We start from the raw sequence: 5,920 nt of genomic DNA on the forward strand, positions 1-5,920 counted from the left end.
TCGCGAGCCCGGCGCGTCAGATCGCCTGCTTCGCCTTCAACGCGGCGATCCGCGCGTCGTCGTAGCCGAGCATCTCGCGCAGCACGTCGTCGGTCTGCGCGCCGAGCAGCGGCGGGGCCGTGCGCGCGTCGGGCGGCGTCGCGCTCATCCGGATCGGGTTGCGCACGAGCTTCACGTCCGCGCCGCACGGGTGCGGCAGCGATACCTGCATCCCGCGCGCGACCACCTGCTCGTTGTCGAACACCTCGTCGAGATCGTTGATCGGGCCGCACGGCACGCCGGCCGCTTCGAGCACGGCGATCCAGTCGGCCTTGCCGCGCGCCTTCACCATCTCCGCGAGGATCGGCACCAGCGTGTCGCGGTGGCGCACGCGCGACGGGTTCGTCGCGAAGCGCTCGTCGTCGGCCAGCTCGGGCCGGCCGCCGGCCTCGACGAATTTGCGGAACTGCCCGTCGTTGCCGACCGCGACGATGATCCAGCCGTCGCGCGTCTGGAACGTCTGGTACGGCACGATGTTCGGATGCGCGTTGCCCCAGCGCACCGGCGGCTTGCCGCTCGCGAGGAAGTTGGTGTTCATGTTCGCGAGCAGCGCGACCTGCACGTCGAGCAGCGCCATGTCGATGTACTGGCCTTCGCCGGTGCGGTCGCGGTGCGCGAGCGCGGCGAGCACCGCGATCGTCGAATAAAGGCCCGTCGCGAGATCGGCGATCGCGACGCCGGCCTTTTGCGGGCCGCCGCCCGGCTCGCCGTCGCGCTCGCCGGTGATGCTCATGAAGCCACCGATCCCCTGCACGATGAAGTCGTAGCCCGCGCGGTGCGCGTACGGGCCCGTCTGGCCGAAGCCGGTGACCGAGCAGTAGACGAGATCGGGCTTCACCGCGCGCAGCGACGCGTAATCGAGCCCGTATTTCTTCAACTGGCCGACCTTGTAGTTCTCGAGCACGACGTCGCTTTGCGCGGCGAGCTCGCGCACGATCTGCTGGCCTTCGGGCGTCGCGATGTCGATCGTCACCGAGCGCTTGTTGCGGTTCGCCGCGAGGTAGTACGCGGCCTCGGCGGTATCCGCGCCGTCCGCGTCCTTCAGGTACGGCGGCCCCCAGTGGCGCGTGTCGTCGCCGGCGCCCGGGCGCTCGACCTTGATCACGTCCGCGCCGAAATCGGCAAGGGTCTGCGCGCACCACGGGCCCGCGAGCACGCGGGTGAGGTCCAGCACGCGGATATGGCTCAGGGCACCCATCGTCGAATCGTCTCCTTTCATGGCTGGCCTGCCTTGTCGGGCAAGGCCGATTGGCATGCCGAGCATCTTAAGGCGAATCGGCCGCGCGGGTGGCCCAGCCGGGCCGTCCGGATGGCCGAGCCGCTTTGCCGGCGCTTTGCCCGGAAGCCGGCCCCGATCCCGTATAATCGATCGTTTCCGAATCCATGCCGTCGCGCGCCCGTCAAGGGCGCCGGCGTTTTGAAGCCGTCTTTGCCAGACTGTCCCCGCACGCCATGAAAGCTGCCGAAATCCGCGAGAAATTCCTCAAATTCTTCGAATCGAAGGGCCATACGATCGTCCGCTCGTCGAGCCTCGTGCCCGGTAACGACCCCACGCTGATGTTCACGAACTCGGGCATGGTCCAGTTCAAGGACGTCTTCCTCGGCACGGATCCGCGCCCGTACTCGCGCGCCACGACGGCGCAGCGCAGCGTGCGCGCGGGCGGCAAGCACAACGACCTCGAGAACGTCGGCTACACGGCGCGCCACCACACGTTCTTCGAGATGCTCGGCAACTTCTCGTTCGGCGACTACTTCAAGCACGACGCGATCAAGTTCGCGTGGGAGCTGCTGACCACGGTCTACCAGCTGCCGAAGGACAAGCTGTGGGTCACCGTCTACCAGGAAGACGACGAGGCGTACGACATCTGGGCGAAGGAAGTCGGCGTGCCGACCGAGCGCATCATCCGCATCGGCGACAACAAGGGCGCGCGCTACGCGTCGGACAACTTCTGGACGATGGGCGACACCGGCCCGTGCGGCCCGTGCACCGAAATCTTCTACGACCACGGCCCGGACGTGTGGGGCGGCCCGCCGGGGTCGCCCGAAGAAGACGGCGACCGCTACATCGAGATCTGGAACCTCGTGTTCATGCAGTTCAACCGCGACGCGCAGGGCAACATGACGCGCCTGCCGAAGCAGTCGGTCGACACCGGCATGGGCCTCGAGCGTCTCGCCGCCGTGCTGCAGCACGTGCACAGCAACTACGAGATCGACCTGTTCCAGAACCTGATCAAGGCCGCCGCGCGCGTGACCGAGATCAGCGACCTCACGAACAACTCGCTGAAGGTGATCGCCGATCACATCCGCGCATGCTCGTTCCTGATCGTCGACGGCGTGATCCCCGGCAACGAAGGCCGCGGCTACGTGCTGCGCCGGATCGTGCGCCGCGCGATCCGCCACGGCTACAAGCTCGGCCGCAAGGGCTCGTTCTTCCACAAGCTGGTGGCCGACCTCGTCGCCGAGATGGGCGTCGCGTATCCGGAGCTGAAGGAAGCCGAGCAGCGCGTGACCGACGTGCTGCGCCAGGAAGAAGAGCGCTTCTTCGAGACCATCGAGCACGGCATGTCGATCCTCGAAGCGGCGTTGGCCGACGTCGAGGCGAAGGGCGGCAAGGTGCTCGACGGCGAACTCGCGTTCAAGCTGCACGACACCTACGGCTTCCCGCTCGACCTCACGGCCGACGTGTGCCGCGAGCGCGGGATGACGGTCGACGAGCCGGCATTCGACGACGCGATGGCGCGCCAGCGCGAACAGGCGCGCGCGGCCGGCAAGTTCAAGGCCGCGCAGGGCCTCGAATACTCGGGCGCGAAAACCACGTTCCACGGCTACGAGGACATCGCGTTCGACGACGCGAAGGTCGTCGCGCTGTACGTCGACGGTTCGGCCGTCAACGAAGTGAAGGCCGGCCAGGATGCGGTCGTCGTGCTCGACCACACGCCGTTCTACGCGGAATCGGGCGGCCAGGTCGGCGACCAGGGCGTGCTCGCGAACGCCGCGACGCGCTTCGCGGTGGCCGACACGCTGAAGGTGCAGGCCGACGTGATCGGCCATCACGGCACGCTGGAGCAGGGCACGCTGAAGGTCGGCGACGTGCTGCGCGCGGAAATCGACGCGCATCGCCGTGCCCGCACGCAGCGCAACCACTCGGCCACCCACCTGATGCACAAGGCGCTGCGCGAAGTGCTCGGCGCGCACGTGCAGCAGAAGGGTTCGCTGGTCGACGCGGAAAAGACCCGCTTCGACTTCGCGCACAACGCGCCGATGACCGACGACGAAATCCGTCGCGTCGAGCAGATCGTCAACAACGAGATCCTGGCCAACGCGCCGGGCATCGTGCGCGTGATGCCGTACGACGAAGCGGTGAAGGGCGGCGCGATGGCGCTGTTCGGCGAGAAGTACGGCGATGAAGTGCGCGTGCTCGATCTCGGTTTCTCGCGCGAACTCTGCGGCGGCACGCACGTGCACCGCACCGGCGACATCGGGCTCTTCAAGATCGTCGTCGAAGGCGGCGTCGCGGCCGGCATCCGCCGCGTCGAGGCAATCACCGGCGACAACGCGGTGCGCTACGTGCAGGAGCTCGACGCGCGCGTGAACGAAGCGGCGGCCGCGCTGAAGGCGCAGCCGTCGGAACTCACGCAGCGCATCGCGCAGGTGCAGGACCAGGTGAAGTCGCTCGAGAAGGAGCTGGGCGCGCTGAAGTCGAAGCTCGCATCGAGCCAGGGCGACGAGCTCGCACAGCAGGCCGTCGAAGTCGGCGGCGTGTACGTGCTGGCCGCGACGCTCGACGGCGCCGACGCGAAGACGCTGCGCGAAACGGTCGACAAGCTGAAGGACAAGCTGAAGAGCGCGGCGATCGTGCTGGCGGCCGTCGAAGGCGGCAAGGTCAGCCTGATCGCGGGCGTCACGCCGGACGCGAGCAAGAAGGTCAAGGCCGGCGAACTCGTGAACTTCGTCGCGCAGCAGGTCGGCGGCAAGGGCGGCGGCCGTCCGGACATGGCGCAGGCGGGCGGCACCGAGCCGGCGAACCTGCCGGGCGCGCTGGCCGGCGTGAAGGGCTGGGTCGAAGAGCGGCTCTGATCGTCACGCGACCGATGCGATGCCGTTGCGCTGACGGCATCGCGTGAATGAAACAACGACCCGATCGGCGGATGCCGGTCGGGTCGTTTCGTTTGCGCACGTCGATCGATGCGGCGACGCGCGCACCGGTCAGGCCGTCACGATCGCCGGCGGCTTCGTCGCGTCGCCGGGCGGCCGCGCGGCCTCGGCGAGCGCATCGCGCAGCGCGGCGAGCGCCGCCGACGCATAACCCTGTCGCCACGCGAGCAGCGTGTCGATGCCTTCGAGTTCGGGAATCGTGTGCGCGGCGATGTTGCCGGTTTCCGGCTGCAGGTCGAGCACCGAACGCGGCGCGACCGCGACGCCGGCGCCGGCCGCGACGCACGCGACGATCGCATGGTACGAGCCGAGTTCGAGCACGCGCGCGGGCTTCATGCCGTGCGCCGCATACCATTGCTCGACGTACTTGCGGTACGTGCAGCCGCGCTCGAACGCGATCAGCGTCGGCAGGATCACGTCGCGCGGCGTGCGCACCGGCGGATGGCCGCGCGGCGTCAGCAGCACGAGATCCTCGCGGAAGACCGGCACCGTCTCGAACGTGTCGGGCAGCCCGCCCGGTTCGGGCGGGCGCGCGAACAGCGCGGCATCGATCTCGAAGTCGCGCACCCGGTCGATCAGCCAGCCCGTCGTGCCCGTCACCAGTTCGAGCGACACGTCGGGCCACGCGTGGTGATAGCGCGCGAGGAGAGCCGGCAGTCGGCTCGCGGCCGTGCTTTCCATCGTGCCGAGCCGCAGCCGGCCGCGTGGCGTGTCCTCGCGCACCGCGTCGCGCGCCTCGTCGGCGAGCGCGAGCAGGCGCTCCGCATACGGCAGCAGCGTCTGCCCGGCCGGCGTCAGCACGAGCCGGCGTCCGTCGCGCACGAACAGCGCGGCGCCGAGTTCTTCCTCGAGCTGCTTGATGCGCGTGGTGACGTTCGACTGCACGCGATTGAGCTTGGCCGCCGCGCGCGTCACGCCGTTCTCGCGCACGACCGCCCGGAAAATCGCCAGCGCGGCCAGGTCCATGATTCTCTCCGAGGGATGAGTCGATTCTTGATTATTCATTTTTCAAGAACGTTTGGTCAAGCTACGATGGCCGCATTCCGGTTTCCGATCCGGCCGGCGCGCTCAGTGCCGGCCGTTGCCGCCATGTCCCGCTTCGATGCCTCGACCGCCGCTGCCGGCGTCCTTTCGTCCGACCAGGCCGACCGCCTTGCCCGCGCGGCCGCGCTGGCGTGCATGGTCGGCCTCGCGGTCGTGCTCGGCGTCGGCCGTTTCGCGTTCACGCCGCTGTTGCCGCTGATGCTCGCGGACGGCTCGATCGGCCTGAAAGCCGGCAGCTGGCTCGCGTCGGCGAACTACGCGGGTTATTTCGTCGGCGCGGTCAGTTGCGCGGCGCTGCGCATCGCGCCCGCGCGGATGGTCCGCTTCGGGCTCGCGGCCACCGTGCTGCTGACCGCCGCGATGGGCGTCGGCCACCTGCTGCCCGTGTGGCTCGCGGTGCGCTTCGTCGCGGGCATCGTCAGCGCGTGGACGTTCGTGTTCGTGTCGCAGTGGGGATTGCGGCGCCTGGCCGAACTGCACGCATCCGAATGGAGCGGGGTGATCTACGCGGGGCCGGGCGTCGGCATCGTCGTGACGGGGCTGATCGGCAGCGCGCTGGCCGGCCAGCGCGCGGCGTCGGGCTGGCTGGGCTTCGCGGCGCTGTCGGCCGTGCTGTCGGTGGCGATCTGGCGCACGTTCGGCACGGTGCCGCCACCCGCGGCACCCTCGGCGGCTGCCGTGC

The 5,920-nt window shown here is 69.2% G+C and carries 4 protein-coding genes; 2 read left to right on the forward strand and 2 right to left on the reverse strand.

Features of this window, described 5'->3' with window-relative positions; all coding sequences use genetic code 11:
• Positions 1 to 16 precede the first annotated feature (16 nt).
• Positions 17 to 1,237, reverse strand: coding sequence for a CaiB/BaiF CoA-transferase family protein (locus G3N62_RS34030; protein WP_059556997.1), 1,221 nt, complete (start codon positions 1,235 to 1,237; stop codon positions 17 to 19).
• Positions 1,238 to 1,491: 254 nt separating this feature from the next.
• On the opposite strand from G3N62_RS34030, the gene alaS reads away from it, so the two are divergent.
• The gene (alaS, locus tag G3N62_RS34035) at positions 1,492 to 4,116 is read left to right on the forward strand and encodes an alanine--tRNA ligase (RefSeq protein ID WP_034191197.1); all 2,625 of its coding nucleotides are present in this window, start codon (positions 1,492 to 1,494) and stop codon (positions 4,114 to 4,116) included.
• Positions 4,117 to 4,245: 129 nt separating this feature from the next.
• Here the strand turns inward: alaS and G3N62_RS34040 are convergent, their stop codons facing one another.
• A complete protein-coding gene (locus G3N62_RS34040) occupies positions 4,246 to 5,160 on the reverse strand; it encodes a LysR family transcriptional regulator (protein ID WP_034191196.1) in 915 nt (304 codons plus the stop codon).
• A 123-nt stretch (positions 5,161 to 5,283) separates the two neighbouring features.
• On the opposite strand from G3N62_RS34040, the gene G3N62_RS34045 reads away from it, so the two are divergent.
• A partial coding sequence (locus tag G3N62_RS34045) for a YbfB/YjiJ family MFS transporter (RefSeq protein ID WP_206141475.1) occupies positions 5,284 to 5,920 on the forward strand: 637 nt, incomplete at its 3' end.

Origin of the sequence: Burkholderia sp. Tr-20355, from assembly GCF_017104685.1 — a bacterium.
Lineage (GTDB): Bacteria > Pseudomonadota > Gammaproteobacteria > Burkholderiales > Burkholderiaceae > Burkholderia > Burkholderia seminalis.